Source organism: Bradyrhizobium sp. MI1.3 (genome assembly GCF_055811695.1).
On record NZ_JBVVPQ010000034.1, the window covers coordinates 36,108 to 50,215 of the forward strand.

Sequence of the window (14,108 nt, forward strand, 5' to 3'; positions counted from 1 at the left end):
AACAAGATACAAAAATCAGCTGGAGGACATCATGGGTCGGACGTCAACACTTCTGCTCTCCGCCGCCGCAATTGTGCTCGCCGGCACGATGCCGGCGCTCAGTGCCTGGCAACCGCAAAAGCCGATCGAGTTCGTAGCGACCGCCGGGCCCGGCGGCGGCACCGACAATCTCGCGCGCGCCGTGCAGAACATCATCACCAAGCACAAGCTGGTGGAGCAGCCGATCGTCGTCGTCAACAAAGGGGGCGGCAGCGGCGCGGAAGGCTATGTCTACGGCAAGGCGTCCGCCGGCGATCCCTACAAGGTGATCTTCGGCACGTCGAATGCCTGGCAGCAGCCGCTCGTCTCCAAGGTCGCCTTCAACTACACCGATCTCACTGCGATCGCGGCGATGGCGCAGGACGAGTTCCTGCTCTGGGTCAAGCAGGACGCGCCCTACAAGACGGCGGGCGACTATCTGAAGGCGGCCGCCTCGGGCGAATTCAAGATGGGTGGCGCGCAGTCGAAGGATACCGACGAGGTGCTGACCCGCATGATCGAGAAAGCCGGCCACATCAAGCTGACCTACATCCCCTTCAAGAGCGGCGCAGAGACTGCCGTGCAGCTCGCCGGCGGACACCTCGACTCCCACGTCAACAATCCCAGCGAAAGTCTCGGGCAATGGCGCGGTGGAACGCAACGACCGCTTTGCGTTTTCAGCCCGAAGCGGCTGCCGCAGGGCGCCAAGGTCACCGCGACCGAAGGCTGGGGCGACGTTCCGACCTGCGTCGAGCAGGGCCTCGACATCAAGCAATATGAGCAACCGCGGACGGTGTGGCTCCCCGGCAAGGTCACCCCGGACCAGGCCGCGTTCTATGTCGACCTCATGAAGAAGGTGCAGGCGACGCCGGACTGGAAGGACTACATCGAGAAAACCTCCCAGGTCGACACGTTCCTGACTGGCGCCGAACTCGACAAGTTCATCAAGGAGGACCTCGAGCACGTCAAGCAGGTCGCGGGCGAGCAGGGCTGGTTGGTCAAGTGAGGCGGCCGATGGCGTTCGATCGCGCAGCCGAGTTCAACCACCGTCCTCATCCTGAGGAGCCCGCCGCAGGCGGGCGTCTCGAAGGATGGCCGGGGATGGGATGTCGTCCGGAGCCGTCCTTCGAGACGCGCGCCAAAGCGCGCTCCTCAGGACGAGGATTGAGCAAACATCTGGCGCTTCGCTGGAGCGGCCCATGATCTCGCGCCGCGCCCTCGAACTTGCGACCGCCGTTCTCACCGGCAGCTTTGGTGTGGCCGTCGTCGTCTCCAGTCTCGATAACGGCATCGGCTGGTCAAGCGCGGGCGTGGACGCCGGCACGTTCCCGTTCCTGACCGGGATCATCATCGTGCTCGGGAGCTTCTACAACCTGGTGCGCGGTTTGATGCCGGTTGCGTCACTGGCGAACGTCCCCATCGCCATCACATCGATCGAGCTGCGCCGGCTTGCCGGCCTGTTCGTGCCGGCCGCGATTTTCGTGGCTGCGATTCCGTTGGCCGGGATGTACGTCGCCTCAGCCCTGTACATCTTCGCGGTGCTGGCGATCCCCAGACAACAATCCGTGCCGCGCGCGCTTGGCATGGCGGCGGCGACAGCGCTCGCGCTCTACGTCGTGTTCGAGCGCATGTTCCAGGTGAGCTTGCCGCACGGCGCGCTCGCCGCGGCGTTCGGCTTCTGACGGAGAGGCCGATGGACAATCTCGGAGAACTCCTTCACGGCTTTGGCATCGCGATCACGCTGCCGCATCTGGCGCTGATGGTGATCGGCGTGCTGCTCGGCATTCTCGTCGGCGTGCTGCCTGGGCTGGGTGCTCCGAACGGGGTGTCGCTGCTGCTGCCGCTGACCTTCGGCATGCAGCCGGTCTCTGCCATCATCCTGCTCTCCAGCATGTATTGGGGCGCGCTGTTCGGCGGGTCCGTGACCTCGATCCTGTTCAACATCCCGGGCGAGCCGTCGTCTGTCGCCACCACCTTCGACGGCTACCCGATGGCGCGCGATGGACGTCCGACGACAGCGCTCGCCACCGCCTTTGGCTCGGCGGCATTCGGCGCGCTGATCGGCGTCATCCTGATCACCTTCCTCGCATCGTGGGTCGCGCAGGTCGCACTCGCCTTCGGGCCGGCGGAATATTTTGCAGTCTATTTCCTGGCCTTCGCCAGCTTCGTCGGCATGGGCGGGGCGGCGCCGATCAAGACCGTCGTCGCACTGGCGATCGGCTTCGCCATTGCCGCCATCGGCATCGACACTGTCTCCGGCAGCGTGCGCCTCACGATGGGCGTCGACGAGCTGGTCAAGGGCGTGAACTTCGTCGTCGCGGTGATGGGCCTGTTCGGCATCGGCGAGCTGCTCGTCGCCGTCGAGGAAGAGTTTCATGCCCGCGCAGTCTCGTCGAAGATAGAGTGGCGCGAGGTGTTTCGTGCCGTCGGCCGCCTGCCGCGACATAGCGTTGCGCTGCTGCGGAGCGCGGCCATCGGATGCTGGATGGGGATCACGCCTGGCGGCCCGACTGCGGCGTCGTTCATGAGCTACGGCATCGCCCGACGCTTCTCGCGCCGTGGCCGATACTTCGGCACGGGAGAGGTCGAAGGCATCATCTCGCCGGAGACGGCCGATCATGCCGCCGGCACCAGCGCGCTTTTGCCCATGCTCTCGCTCGGCATTCCCGGCTCGGCCACCGCGGCCGTCATGATGGGCGGGCTCATGATCTGGGGCCTCAATCCCGGGCCGATGCTGTTCGTCGACCAAAAGGACTTTGTTTGGGGCCTGATTGCGTCGATGTATGTCGGCAACATCGTCGCCGTTGTGCTGGTGCTGTTGACCGTGCCGGTCTTTGCGGCGCTGATGCGGATTCCCTTCGTGATCATCGCGCCGCTGATCGTGATCATCTGCGTTGTCGGCGCCTATTCGGTGTCGAACTCCTATCTCGATGTCGTCATGATGCTCGGCTTCGGGATCGTCGGCTATCTCTTCAAGAAGCTGTTCTATCCGCTGGCGCCACTCGTGCTCGCGACCGTCATCGGCGACAAGGCCGAGGACGCGTTCCGGCAGTCGATGCTGATGTCCAAGGGATCGCTCGGGATATTCTTCGCCAACAAGCTGGTGACATGCCTGATCGTGGCGGGCATCGTGCTGTTGCTGCTTCCGCTCGTGCTGCAGCTTGCGCGCTTGCTGCGCAAGCCTGCGCCGTCGATCCACGAGACGACAGTCCAGAACACAGCTCGAGAGACCGCTCGAGAGAAGGTGATCATATGACCGCAAAGCCGCTCATTGCACTGGCAATGGGAGATCCCGCTGGCATCAGCCCGGAATTGACCGCAAAGCTCGTGGTGCAGGACGACATCCGCGCCCGCGGCCGGATCGTCGTGATCGGCGACCGGCGCGTCTTCGACCAGGGCGCGCGGATTGCCGGCGTCAACCCGGAGCTGACCATGGTGGAGCAGGGGGCCGATTTGCGCGCGGCGGAGGGCGAGACGCTGTTCGTCGATCTCGGGCACCTCGATCCCGGCGAGGTCCAGCACGGGATCGCGAGCCTCGCCGGCGGCAGGTTCGCGCTTGCCAACTACAAGCACGCGCTCGAACTCGGCCGCGACGGCCGGGTCGATGCCGCCTGCTTTACGCCGTTCAACAAGCAGGCGATGCGGCTGGCCCGCGCCGAGTATGACGATGAGATCGCGTTCTCCGCCGAAGTGGTCGGACTCAAAACTCCCGCAAGCGAGTTCAATGTGCTGGACCGGCTCTGGAATGCCCGCGTGACGTCCCACATCCCGCTCAAGGACGTCGCCGCGCGACTGTCCGGCGAACGTATCCATCGCGCGCTCAAGCTGACTGATGCCTGCATGCGCAATGCCGGCTTCGCCCGGCCGCGCATCGCGGTCGCCGGTCTCAATCCGCATGCCGGCGACGGCGGTAATTTCGGCCGCGAGGAGATCGATGTCATCGCACCCGTGGTCGCGGCCGGCCAGCGCGAGGGCATTGCCGCCGAAGGGCCGTTCCCGGCCGACACCGTGTTCCTGCGCGCCAAAAGCGGCGCCTTCGATGCAGTGCTGACGATGTATCACGACCAGGGCCAGATCGCGATGAAGCTGATGGGCTTTGATCGCGGCGTGACGTTGCTCGGCGGCTTTCCATTTCCGATCTGCACGCCGGCGCACGGCACTGCCTACGACATCGCCGGCCAAGGCATTGCATCAGTCGGTGCCAGTCGTGCCGCGGTGTTGCTCGCCGCGGAGATGGCCGTGCGTCGCGTCGCCTGATTTCTCCGACGGGGAGGTGGGCGCCTGCTTGTGTCTGCGGTGGCCACGCAGTTTCGGACTTTCCGGGAAGAAGTGGAAACTTCCGTCCTCGTAACGAGTTGCCGTCGCATGAACGTCTCCAATCTCGGAGTTGGAACATGGTCGACGACGACCCGCTACGAACGGCGGTGGATATTGCTTGGTCCGTTTACCGCGCCCGGCATCGCCACGTCAGATGGAAAGCGCGCGGGAGCGATGCCGAAGAACTCACGCAATTCGGGATTGCCTTCCTCGATCGGCTTCCTGACGACGAATGTTGAGGCTCATGGAAGGGCTCGTCTGCCGGGTCGCGGCCGCAAGTGCCAGGCCGAATTGGACGCTGCTCGCGATTTCGAACCTTCTGTCCGCCGCGATCATTCTGGTCGTGCGTGCGGCGGTTTAACGGGTAGCCTCTCATGCGCATCGCTCAGATTGCTCCCCTCGCCGAAAGCGTCCCTCCGAAACTTTACGGCGGCACCGAGCGGGTAGTGGCCTGGCTGGTGGATGGGCTGGTCGAGCTCGGCCACGAGGTCACGCTGTTTGCGAGCGGCGATTCCAGGACGAATGGTGCGCTTCATCCGGTTTGGCCACGCGCGCTGCGTCTCGGGCGGAAGGGGGCGGACCCGACGGCCGCGAGCGCCATGCTGATGGAGGCGATTGCAAGGCGTGCGAAGGAGTTCGACGTGATCCACGCGCATGTCGACTGGCTGTCGTTGCCGTTGCTCAGCCGTCTCGGCGTGCCGTTCCTCACGACCATGCACGGTCGCCTCGACTTGCCTGGGCTACCCGACGTAGCCAGGCAATTCCCTGAAGCATGCTTTGTGTCGATTTCCGATCATCAGCGCCTGCCGCTTCCCGATGCGAAATGGATCGGAACCATCCAGCACGGGCTGCCGTCCAACCTGTTTCGTCCGTCCTACGAACAGGGGTCCTATTTGGCGTTTCTCGGGCGTCTCACCGCAGACAAAGGTCCGGAAGACGCCATTCGCATCGCACGTGCGGTCCAGATGCCCCTCCGCATCGCCGCGAAGGTCCCCCGCGCCGAGACAGCCTACTTCAGGAAGCACATCGAGCCCAACATCGACGGTAAGAACATCCAGCTTGTTGGTGAAGTCGATGACGCGGAGAAACAGCCCTTCCTTGCCGAAGCCGCTGCGCTGTTGTTTCCGATCGACTGGCCGGAGCCGTTTGGGCTGGTCATGATCGAAGCGATGGCATGCGGAACCCCGGTGATCGCCTATCGCTCCGGCTCTGTCCCCGAAGTCGTCGAGCACGGATTGACAGGCTTCATCGTCGAGAACGAGGAGCAGGCCGTCAGGGCAGTCGGCGAATTGGGCAAGCTGGATCGAAGGAAGGTGCGCGCCCGCTTCGAGGAGCGCTTTTCCGCGAGCCGAATGGCGAGGCAGTACGAAGACCAGTACCGCAAACTGGCTGCCGCCGCGGCTCGGGAGTTGATCACTGAACCGTCGGAAACGTGAAAGGACCCGGCGATGTCGCTCGGAAAAGCGGGGCAGATTTGCATCTTTCTGGTCTTCGCTCTGGCTGCGCCGCCGGCGTTCGCCGCGGAGATCGACGCCGCTGCCATCAAGGTCGCTGAGCCGTCGAAGAAAACCCTGTCGAACGATAAGCCGACCGCGGCGGGTGTCCGGTTGCAGGTCCTGCTGGACCGCGCGCACTTCTCGCCCGGCGAGATCGACGGCAGGTTCGGCGAGAACGCCAAAAAGGCGTTGCGGGCCTATGCCGAAGCGCGGCAGCTGCCGGTTTCGGACACCGTGACGGACGATGTCTGGACCGCGTTACGGGCGGACGACCGGCCGGTGACGATGACCTATGCCATCACCGAGCAGGACGTGGCGGGTCCTTTCCTGAAAAAGCTGCCGTCGAAGATGGAGGACATGATGGAGCTTACAAAGCTAGGCTTCACCAGTGCGCGCGAGGCCCTGGCCGAGAAATTTCACATGAGCGAGCAGCTCCTGGCCGCGCTCAACTCCGGGCGCCATTTCGATCGCGCCGGCGACACCATCGTCGTGGTGGACACATCAGGCGCAGGCGAGGGCATCTCCACCAAGGCCGACAGGATCGAGGTCGACAAGGTCAGGCAGACTGTAAAACTGTTCGACAAATCGAATGCGCTGATCGGATTTTATCCCGCGACGGTCGGCAGCGAAGAGAAGCCGTCGCCTTCAGGCACGCTCAAGGTCACGGAAGTCAGCCGAAATCCGTACTATCGCTACAATCCCGCTTATCGTTTCAAGGGCGTCCATTCCCGCAAGCCCTTCACCATCAAGCCCGGCCCGAACAATCCGGTCGGCACGGTCTGGATCAACCTGTCTGCCGAGGGCTACGGCATTCACGGCACGCCTTCGCCGGAGAAGATTTCCAAGGCGGAATCTCACGGCTGCGTGCGTCTGACCAATTGGGATGCCGAGCGCGTCGCCGGCCGTGTCTCGAAAGGCACGCCGGTGGCATTCGTGGGCAGCCCCGGATGAACGAACGCCTCGAGGTGGCAACGCCGCTCGCCGATTGTGCGCTATTTCGGGATCGGCATCGTCAGCTCCTTGTCGGCCGTATCCACCACGAAGACAGCCAGCAATTTTGCGGGTTCGGTGTCGCTGGCATTGGCGCTGACGGCATGACGGTCGCCGGGTTTTTCAGAGAAGTTCTCGCCCTTGTGAAAGACCTTGGCGGGGCCGTCATTGACCTGACTGCGGATCGCGCCTTCCAGGACGGTGGCGTAGATGAAAGCCGAGGGCGCGTGGATGTGGGCCGGCGAGGAGCCTCCGGGACCATACTCGACCAGCACGCCTTTCATGCTCTTCCCCGGGACATTGGGCAGCGCCTGGTCGAACACGACGGTCGCCTTGGCCGTGGGGGCCGCCGTCTCGGCGGCATGGGCCGTCAGGAATGATGCGGCATAGACAGCGGTTGCGATCAGCAATTTGCGCATGGGAGTCTCCTCAAAGCCTCGCGAGCCATGTTGCGAGCGACGTTTTGCCGAGCCGCGCCTCGCCGAGAGGGTTCAGCGATGTGTCGTCGATGGGAGCGCCGTAGTACGGCGCCTTTGGGTCTCCCACCACGGGTCGAGCGTCGCCGGACGCCTTCAGGCGCCGTGCGATGAATTCGTTGAAGGGCGCCTTCTCAGGTCCTGCGATATCGATCGTGCCGTTGAGCGGCTGGCCCATCGCGACCTCTGCGAGGCGATCAGCCACGTCGTCGGCCGCGATGGGTTGAAACAATGCCGTGGGAACGACGATCCGGCCCTCGGCCGCACCCATGTCACCGATGGCGCTGAGGAATTCGAAGAACTGGGTGGCGCGGACGATCGAGTAGGGGACCGGAGATGCCTTGACGATGGTCTCCTGCGCCAGCTTGGCACGAAAATAGGCGATGTCGGGCGAGCGCTCGGTCCCGACGATCGAGAGCGCCACATGATGCTTCACGGCCGCAGCCGCCTCGGTCGCAGCGAGGTTTTTGCTCGAACGCTCGAAGAATTCAAGCACGGCGGCAGGCTCCCAGGACGGCGCGTTGGCAACGTCAACCACGACATCCGCACCCGCCAGCACTGCTGCGAGGCCTTCCCCGGTCACGGCGTTCACGCCTGACTTCGGCGAAGCCGCAACAGCGTCGTGGCCTTGTTGCTTGAGCTTCGTTACGAGCTTGGATCCGATCAATCCGGTCCCGCCGATCACGACGATCTTCATGGCCTATCTCCTCGGCACGTTGCGAGCGCGAGCCTTTCAGGATCGACGGCGCCCGCGTCGCGAAAGCGATGAGGCGACTCTTACCGGGGAAATGGGGCAGGCTCTTGCCTGTAACCGGCCTGCCTTGTCCAAAAATGCTGAAGACGTCTGTCCAATCGCCGATAGATAAAGTTGCGTATCGAAATAGTCCGACGCACGGAGCGCACCGCTGACGCCGGCATCCGCCAGCGGCGCTCGCTAGATTGCAGCACGTCCTTCTCGTTGGCGTTCGGTTACAGACGGCATTCGCACCACGCAGCGGAACCCGACATGGCCGGTCGAGGTATCGACCGGCTCGGCGTGCCGCGCAGCCGGGCGATATCGGCGGCAATAGTTCGGCGCGCAAAGATGCGAGCCGCCCTTGAGGACCTTGCGCGGAATCTGGATGTCGGGGAGGCGAGGGTCGTAGCTTGTGTGCTCACCGCCGCCGCGGGGATTTTTGGGGATGCAGCAGGGCTTTGCAGCGTCGGCGGCGTGCTTCGACGACCACCAGTCGGAGGTCCACTCCCAGACGTTGCCGATCATGTCGTAGAGACCGTAGCCGTTCGGCGGGAAGGCCATGACCGGCGAGGTACGCTCGTACCCATCCTCGCCGAGATTCTGGACGGGGAAGTTGCCCTGCCAGATATTGGCCATGTGCTTGCCGCCCGGCACCAGCGCATCGCCCCAGGCGTATTCCTCCGCCTCGAGGCCGCCACGCGCGGCGAACTCCCACTCCGCCTCCGTCGGCAAGTCCTTGCCGGCCCAGTGGGCATACGCTGCCGCATCGCTAAAGGAGACGTGAACGACCGGATGGTCGTCGAGGTCCTTGATGTTGCTGCCGGGACCATAGGGATGGCGCCAGTTGGCGCCGCGCAGGAAAGTCCACCACTGGCTCCAGTCGGTGAGATCGGTGATGCGCGGCAGCGGGGAGAACACCAGCGATCCCGCGTAGAGCATCTCCGCCAGCGCGCCCGGATAGTCCTTCGGATCCGGAACGACCTGCGCCTCGGTGACATGGCCGGTTGCGTTGACGAACTGCTTGAACTGCCGGTTAGTCACGGGCGTGCGGTCGATCCAGAAGCCGTCGACAGCGACGCGATGGCTCGGCGCTTCCTCGGGATAATGATGGTCGGATCCCATGCGAAAGGTTCCGCCGGGAATGAAGACCATCTCGCCGGTCTTCAAATCATCCGGCAACCACTCGCAGTGATCCAGATCCGCTCGCAACATGGTGGAAGCTCCGATACCCGCATTCCACCCGATGCTACTGCGCTACCTCTGGCAGACTTCGACGATGGCTCCTTGTCCGGCCCATTGGACGCATTGTCTGGTCCCCCACTTTTTTGGCGCTCCGGGCAGAGGAGGACGCTGCATTGCGTCCACATCTCTTTCCTTTGCACGCACGTCTTCGAACACGCGGCAAATCCATGCCGCGTGCGCTCTGCCACCCGCAGAACGCTTCCGCTTAATATCGCTAAGGTTGCAAATGATACCCGAAGATTGGACGGCTGTGATGTGCAATTTGTGCCAGTCTGCCCGGGCAGTGAGACCTAATGCCCCATGGCTCAGATCCTTCAGTGCAGAGGCATTTGAGAGCAAATCTTGCGACAAATTCGGCGATGACTTGCCTGAAAACGCGAAGTCAGCTTGTCGTACCCACCTCGCGTTGTAGTGGTACTTCGCTATCGCGTGCCGCAGAATTGTCGCGCTTCAGTAACACGGTACAGCCATGGGGCAATTCCTTCTGGTTGATTCGCGCAAGCTGGATGGTTTCGAAGGTCTTCAGCAGGCCGTCCACGGCTCGCATGTCGATGTGATGCAACTCGGCCGCGGTCGGTTGCGCGGAACTTTATCCCATGTCGGCATCGGCGACTTCTCGCTCAGCATTGGTGCTTTCAACGTCGGCATGCGCACGCAGCGGGTTTCCAGCGACGACAGACTGATCATCGGGATGCTGCTCGCGGCCGAAGAGCGCGTCGCCCACTGGTCGTTCGACATGCAGCTCAATGATGTGCTCGTCATTCCGCCGCGGCTCGAACATGACGGTGTTTTTCACGGCGGCTCCGCCTACGCCGCCATGCGATTCGACATCAACGAGGTCGCGACGCTGTTCGGCGGAGAAGCACGGCTAAGCGATCCCGACACCTGGCGCAGCCGCGGTCATTTCCGCGCGCACATCGAGACCGGCGCGATCGCCTCGCGCCGCCTGGTCCGGATCATGTCGCACCTGCGCGACAACAAATATGGGCTGACGCTATCAACTGCCGATTTCTGGAAACGATCGATCGCCGAATGCATGGCTGCCAACGTCGCGTCGTCGCTGCCACCCGACGGGAATGGCTGGCTCCCTTCCGCACGCCGGCTGATCCGCAAGGTCGAGGAGTTTCTCGACGACGCCGGCACCCGTCCGGTGCACGTGTCGGAAATTTGCGCGGCGCTCGGCGTATCGCGGCGCACCCTCCACCGCGCCTTTCAGGAGGTATTCGGTCTCGGTCCGGTCACCTTCCTCAGGCACAAGCGTCTCTGCGCTGTTCATTCGATCCTGCACCAGAGCGCACCTGGCTCGACCACCGTGACAGCCGTCGCCATGCAACAGGGCTTTTACGAGCTCGGCCGGTTTTCGCAATATTACCTGGCAATGTTCGGGGAGCGTCCGTCGCAAACGCTTGGAATTGCGACGGTGCAGCCCGTCGAAGACGATATCACCAGAACCTAGCGCTCTGAGTCTGGACCGCGAACGACGCCATGATGGCATGCGTGCCGGTGTTTTGCCGGCGTGAAACGGCGAAAAAAACCGTCATGAAAACAACCAGATGGCTACTGTGCATGGGGTTGTTTTCACAGTTTTGAGTTGGATAGGCAGGCCGCCTTCAGCTTTACGCCCCGCAGACGATCACGCCATACCAGCCCAGACCCCGATAGGTCTCGTAGCCCGGGGTGGCATGGAACGCGACCAGCGTGCCCGAGCCGTCCTGATAGAAGCCGGAACGCTGGCCATTGAGCGACAGCGAGATGCGTTCGCTGAGAATGCCTTGTCCGTCGGAAGCGGCGATCACGCGAAGATTGGAGTCGACCAGCAGCACGCGCGCCTTGTCGCTGTCGCCGACACGCACGCCTTGCACGATGGCGCGGGCCTGTGCCTCCCAGTCGAAATGGATGGCGAGCACCCCGATCGGCGCGCCGTTAGCCTGTCCACCGGCGCGGACGCTGGCGCAATAGGTCGCGACCTGGGCATTGCCGAGCAGCGGCTGGTTCTCGACGTCGCCGGCGACATAGTCGTCGCCGGAGCGCAGGGTCTTGGCCTCGCGAAACCATTTGGTGTGGGCGACGTTCTGGCCGACGGCGTGAAACCGGTCGGCGCGGCCGTTGGCGATGACGTTGCCATCGAGGTCGCAGAGCCAGAGGTCGAGATAGACGGTGTAGGCGCCCAAGATCACGCCGAGACGCTGCGAGGCATGGGACACGGCCGCGCCGTCGGGCGAGGCCGCGCAATCGACCAACGCGGAATCGGTCGCCCACCAGCGCACGTCGCAGGTCCGTTCATAGAGGTTGCGGTCGATGAGCTCGATGGCGTTGAGCGACAAATCGACCATGCGCTCGCCGCGCGAGCGCTGGCTCATCCGGTCGATCGAGGAGACGAGATCGCCGGTCCGTTTCGTCAATTGGCTTTCGAGCTCGCGGGCGATGGTCTCGACCTGCTGGCCGACGCCACGGACCTCCTGCGCCACCACGGCGAAGCCCGCGCCCTGTGCGCCGGCACGCGAGCTTTCGATCAGCGCGTTCAGTGCCAGCATCTTCATCTGGTTGGTGATCTGCTGGATCGACTTGGTCTTATCGACCGCGATCTGGTTGACCTCCGCCGTAAGGCGGTTGATCAGCGCGGAGATGTCGGAATCATCCTCGGCGGATTCATTTGCGATCGGCTTGGCTTTGAGACCCAGCGCAGCAGACATCGGGGGCTTCCCTTGGCAATGAGGTCTGATCTGCAACGAACCCGGAACAATCACTGACAGATCGAATACAATTCTTTTTCGAAGATTCCGCCTAACGCCTGCTTAATTTGCTGTTTTGCGGAATGCTCAAATGATAGTCAGTCCGCGCAGCAAAGCGGCAATCCACCGCTTTGTGCGGCGCAGACATTGCAAATCCCGGGGGATTGCGGGCCAATCGTTCCGTCGGCCGGGCGATGCAATACCTCCGGCTCCCAGGTTCCTCAAACCGACCGCTGTTCATGACGCCGCCCGCCACCGCCTTGCCCGTCGAAGCGCCCCAGGCGTTCCTGGGAGTGGCGCGCTCGCTCACCGACAAGCTCTGGCGCGACCGGCTGGATGCGCGCGGGGCGGCGAAGGCGCTTGCCATCGTGCAGCGCCACCAACTGCCCGAGCTGCTGGCGCGGGTGCTGGCAGGTCGCGGTGTCGACAGCGATGCCGTCGCCGATTTCCTCGATCCAACCATCCGCAAGCTCCTACCGGACCCGTTCACGGTGACGGAGATGGAAGCCGCCGCGAAGCGGATCGCGGATGCCGCGGGAAGCGGCGAGAAGGTCGCGATCTTCGGCGATTACGATGTCGACGGCGCGACCTCGGCGGCGCTGCTGACCTGGCATCTGCGCCATTGCGGGCTCGATCCGCTGATCCACATTCCCGACCGCATCTTCGAGGGCTACGGGCCCAACACGGAAGCCGTGCGTGCGCTGGCCGCAAAGGGCGCCACGCTGCTCGTCACCGTCGATTGCGGTACCACCAGCATCGAGCCGCTCGCCGAAGCAAAACGTCTCGGCATGTCCGTCGTCGTGATCGACCATCATCAGGCCGGCACGGAGTTGCCGGAGGTCGACGCGTTGGTCAATCCGCACCGGCTCGACGATCTCTCCGGTCTCGGCCATCTCGCCGCCGTCGGCCTCGTGCTGGTGACGCTGGTCGCGGTCAATCGTGAGCTACGCCAACGCGGCTTCTGGAATGCGGAGATGCCCGAGCCGGATCTGCTCGGCATGCTGCATCACGTTGCGCTCGGCACGGTTGCCGATGTCGCGCCGCTGATCGGGCTCAACCGCGCGTTCGTCGCCAAAGGCCTGATCGCGATGCGGCGGCGCGACCATGTCGGCCACACCGCGCTGATGGACGTGGCGCGGCTCAACGGCCCGCCGGAGGCCTGGCATCTCGGCTTCATGCTAGGGCCGCGCATCAATGCCGGCGGCCGCATCGGCCGCGCCGATCTCGGCGTGCGGCTGCTTTTGGAGGGTGACAGCGTCGAGGCCGCGCGGATCGCCGCCGAGCTCGACCGCCTCAATAGCGAGCGCCGTATCATCGAGCAGGCGGCCGAAGCGCAGGCCGAAGCCGAGGCGCTCGCCTCGATCGGGCTCGAGGACAAGATCGGCGTGATCGTGACGGCCTCCGAAGGCTGGCATCCCGGCGTGGTCGGTCTCGTTGCGTCCCGGTTGAAGGAGAAGTTCTCGCGGCCCGCCTTCGCGATCGCGCTGGAGCCCGGCGGCATCGGCACCGGCTCCGGCCGCTCGATTGCCGGCGTCGATCTCGGCAAGGCAGTACGGCAGGCGGTCGCCGACGGCATTCTGCTCAAGGGCGGCGGCCACGCCATGGCCGCGGGCGTCACGCTGCGCAAGGAAAAGCTCGCCGAATTTCGCGCCTATCTCGAGCATGCGTTGGCCCGCGACGTTGCCGAGGCGCGCCACGTCAACGAGCTCTACATCGACGGCGCGGTCTCCGCGCGCGCGGTGACGACCGAGCTTGCAACGACGCTCAACCGCGCAGGTCCGTTCGGCAGCGGCAATCCGGAAGTCGTGTTGGCGCTGCCGGCGCACCAGCTCGTCTATGCCGACGAGGTGGGACAGGCACATTTGAGGCTACGCTTCAAGTCGGGCGACGGCGCCATCGTCAACGGCATCGCGTTCCGTTCGATCAGACAGAAGCTTGGCAACGCGCTCGTCGCCAATCGCGGCCAGCAATTGCATGTCGCGGGATCATTGTCGGTGGATCGCTACCAGGGCGCCGAGCGTGTGCAATTCCGCGTCATCGACGTCGCGCTGCCCGACCAGGGACCATCCATGATTAGATAGGTCCGGCAAACAACAAAAAA

Annotated in this window: 14 protein-coding genes; 9 read left to right on the top strand and 5 right to left on the bottom strand. The window is 63.9% G+C overall.

Annotation, left to right across the window (positions count from 1 at the left end; translation table 11 throughout):
• Positions 1 to 31 precede the first annotated feature (31 nt).
• The 7 genes from AC0L3A_RS23700 to AC0L3A_RS23730 all read left to right on the top strand — a co-directional run bounded on the left by AC0L3A_RS23700 (position 32) and on the right by AC0L3A_RS23730 (position 6,782).
• Positions 32 to 1,024: a Bug family tripartite tricarboxylate transporter substrate binding protein gene (locus AC0L3A_RS23700; protein ID WP_007591514.1), complete on the top strand. Its 993-nt coding sequence runs from the start codon at positions 32 to 34 to the stop codon at positions 1,022 to 1,024.
• Positions 1,025 to 1,217: 193 nt separating this feature from the next.
• Complete coding sequence (locus tag AC0L3A_RS23705) at positions 1,218 to 1,700, top strand: tripartite tricarboxylate transporter TctB family protein (RefSeq protein ID WP_035992756.1); 483 nt, start codon at positions 1,218 to 1,220, stop codon at positions 1,698 to 1,700.
• An 11-nt stretch (positions 1,701 to 1,711) separates the two neighbouring features.
• The gene (locus AC0L3A_RS23710; protein ID WP_007591511.1) at positions 1,712 to 3,274 is read left to right on the top strand and encodes a tripartite tricarboxylate transporter permease; all 1,563 of its coding nucleotides are present in this window, start codon (positions 1,712 to 1,714) and stop codon (positions 3,272 to 3,274) included.
• Positions 3,271 to 4,275 (top strand): 4-hydroxythreonine-4-phosphate dehydrogenase PdxA, encoded by a 1,005-nt coding sequence (locus AC0L3A_RS23715; RefSeq protein ID WP_354128175.1) that lies wholly within the window; start codon positions 3,271 to 3,273, stop codon positions 4,273 to 4,275. Before AC0L3A_RS23710 ends, AC0L3A_RS23715 begins: the two co-directional genes overlap by 4 nt.
• Before the next feature lie 137 nt (positions 4,276 to 4,412).
• Positions 4,413 to 4,574 (top strand): hypothetical protein, encoded by a 162-nt coding sequence (locus AC0L3A_RS23720; RefSeq protein WP_473255322.1) that lies wholly within the window; start codon positions 4,413 to 4,415, stop codon positions 4,572 to 4,574.
• Between the two features lie 135 nt (positions 4,575 to 4,709).
• Entirely contained in the window at positions 4,710 to 5,771 is a 1,062-nt protein-coding gene (locus tag AC0L3A_RS23725) for a glycosyltransferase family 4 protein (RefSeq protein ID WP_219680282.1), read from the top strand.
• Between the two features lie 12 nt (positions 5,772 to 5,783).
• Entirely contained in the window at positions 5,784 to 6,782 is a 999-nt protein-coding gene (locus AC0L3A_RS23730) for a L,D-transpeptidase family protein (RefSeq protein WP_219680279.1), read from the top strand.
• Between the two features lie 41 nt (positions 6,783 to 6,823).
• Here AC0L3A_RS23730 and AC0L3A_RS23735 read toward each other — a convergent pair whose 3' ends face one another.
• The 4 genes from AC0L3A_RS23735 to AC0L3A_RS23750 form a co-directional block, all read right to left on the bottom strand.
• The gene (locus AC0L3A_RS23735; protein WP_354128177.1) at positions 6,824 to 7,240 is read right to left on the bottom strand and encodes a cupin domain-containing protein; all 417 of its coding nucleotides are present in this window, start codon (positions 7,238 to 7,240) and stop codon (positions 6,824 to 6,826) included.
• 10 nt (positions 7,241 to 7,250) lie between these two features.
• A complete protein-coding gene (locus AC0L3A_RS23740; protein WP_007591489.1) occupies positions 7,251 to 7,994 on the bottom strand; it encodes an SDR family oxidoreductase in 744 nt (247 codons plus the stop codon).
• 237 nt (positions 7,995 to 8,231) lie between these two features.
• Entirely contained in the window at positions 8,232 to 9,245 is a 1,014-nt protein-coding gene (locus AC0L3A_RS23745) for a formylglycine-generating enzyme family protein (RefSeq protein ID WP_354128178.1), read from the bottom strand.
• Positions 9,246 to 9,657: 412 nt separating this feature from the next.
• On the bottom strand, positions 9,658 to 9,813 hold the full coding sequence (locus AC0L3A_RS23750; protein WP_473255325.1) for a hypothetical protein: 156 nt from the start codon (positions 9,811 to 9,813) through the stop codon (positions 9,658 to 9,660).
• On the opposite strand from AC0L3A_RS23750, the gene AC0L3A_RS23755 reads away from it, so the two are divergent.
• On the top strand, positions 9,745 to 10,731 hold the full coding sequence (locus AC0L3A_RS23755) for a helix-turn-helix domain-containing protein (protein ID WP_007591473.1): 987 nt from the start codon (positions 9,745 to 9,747) through the stop codon (positions 10,729 to 10,731). The two genes, AC0L3A_RS23750 and AC0L3A_RS23755, sit on opposite strands and share 69 nt — an antisense overlap.
• Positions 10,732 to 10,891: 160 nt before the next feature.
• Here the strand turns inward: AC0L3A_RS23755 and AC0L3A_RS23760 are convergent, their stop codons facing one another.
• Positions 10,892 to 11,968, bottom strand: a complete 1,077-nt coding sequence (locus AC0L3A_RS23760; protein WP_007591471.1) for a methyl-accepting chemotaxis protein — start codon at positions 11,966 to 11,968, stop codon at positions 10,892 to 10,894.
• Between the two features lie 278 nt (positions 11,969 to 12,246).
• Here AC0L3A_RS23760 and recJ point away from each other — a divergent pair, with 278 nt between their 5' ends.
• Entirely contained in the window at positions 12,247 to 14,088 is a 1,842-nt protein-coding gene (gene recJ / locus AC0L3A_RS23765; protein ID WP_354128179.1) for a single-stranded-DNA-specific exonuclease RecJ, read from the top strand.
• Positions 14,089 to 14,108 lie beyond the last annotated feature (20 nt).

Coding starts and splice junctions, on each gene's coding strand:
- AC0L3A_RS23700 (WP_007591514.1), top strand. CDS start 32: ATGGGTCGGACGTCAACACTTCTGCTCTCCGCCGCCGCAATTGTGCTC.
- AC0L3A_RS23705 (WP_035992756.1), top strand. CDS start 1,218: ATGATCTCGCGCCGCGCCCTCGAACTTGCGACCGCCGTTCTCACCGGC.
- AC0L3A_RS23710 (WP_007591511.1), top strand. CDS start 1,712: ATGGACAATCTCGGAGAACTCCTTCACGGCTTTGGCATCGCGATCACG.
- AC0L3A_RS23715 (WP_354128175.1), top strand. CDS start 3,271: ATGACCGCAAAGCCGCTCATTGCACTGGCAATGGGAGATCCCGCTGGC.
- AC0L3A_RS23720 (WP_473255322.1), top strand. CDS start 4,413: ATGGTCGACGACGACCCGCTACGAACGGCGGTGGATATTGCTTGGTCC.
- AC0L3A_RS23725 (WP_219680282.1), top strand. CDS start 4,710: ATGCGCATCGCTCAGATTGCTCCCCTCGCCGAAAGCGTCCCTCCGAAA.
- AC0L3A_RS23730 (WP_219680279.1), top strand. CDS start 5,784: ATGTCGCTCGGAAAAGCGGGGCAGATTTGCATCTTTCTGGTCTTCGCT.
- AC0L3A_RS23735 (WP_354128177.1), bottom strand. CDS start 7,240: ATGCGCAAATTGCTGATCGCAACCGCTGTCTATGCCGCATCATTCCTG.
- AC0L3A_RS23740 (WP_007591489.1), bottom strand. CDS start 7,994: ATGAAGATCGTCGTGATCGGCGGGACCGGATTGATCGGATCCAAGCTC.
- AC0L3A_RS23745 (WP_354128178.1), bottom strand. CDS start 9,245: ATGTTGCGAGCGGATCTGGATCACTGCGAGTGGTTGCCGGATGATTTG.
- AC0L3A_RS23755 (WP_007591473.1), top strand. CDS start 9,745: ATGGGGCAATTCCTTCTGGTTGATTCGCGCAAGCTGGATGGTTTCGAA.
- AC0L3A_RS23760 (WP_007591471.1), bottom strand. CDS start 11,968: ATGTCTGCTGCGCTGGGTCTCAAAGCCAAGCCGATCGCAAATGAATCC.
- recJ (WP_354128179.1), top strand. CDS start 12,247: ATGACGCCGCCCGCCACCGCCTTGCCCGTCGAAGCGCCCCAGGCGTTC.